At 49.7% G+C, this 565-nt stretch carries 1 protein-coding gene; it reads right to left on the reverse strand.

Going from position 1 to position 565, the window contains the following annotated elements; translation table 11 throughout:
• On the reverse strand, nucleotides 1-565 hold a 565-nt coding region (locus tag FBT53_RS16180; RefSeq protein WP_169630387.1), incomplete at both ends, for a hypothetical protein.

Genomic DNA, 565 nt, shown 5'->3' on the forward strand with positions numbered 1-565 from the left:
CGTAGTGCTGTTGACCGTAATCACGGGTAGGGTAACACCCGTGACCTCGATACTATCCGTATACGTACAAGTACCTGCACTTAGAGTGACCGTATAGATGCCGGATGGCAAGGAGGCAAACGAGGAACTATCATCGGCCACTGTTAAGCTTTGTTCTGGAGTAGTATTGATGGACAAGGTCATCCCTGCTCGACCCATGATGTTGCTCACACTTACGGTTCCGTCATTGGCTCCTGGATAGGACTCCGGGCTGGAGCTCAAATCAAAGCCTAAGGGAACGGGGGCAGCAATGGTGAGGTCCGAAAGGGTCACATGACAACCATCCGTATTGGCCAAACTACTGTTCCCAGCAACCACTTTTATATTATAAGTGTCCGCATTTAGATTGGGGATGCTTATAGCTCCCGTGGTACTTTCGGTCCAATCCACAAAACCACCGCCACTATCTACGCTGTAATAATATCGTGCAGCATCAGCATAACCACCTCCTGAAACGTTAAAACCAATGGTTCCCGTGTCTCCGGCACATTCTGGCTGGGTAAAAACGGGCGTGCTCACTGACAAT

This window comes from Flavobacterium sp. ASW18X (assembly GCF_005144745.1).
Lineage (GTDB): Bacteria > Bacteroidota > Bacteroidia > Flavobacteriales > Flavobacteriaceae > Croceivirga.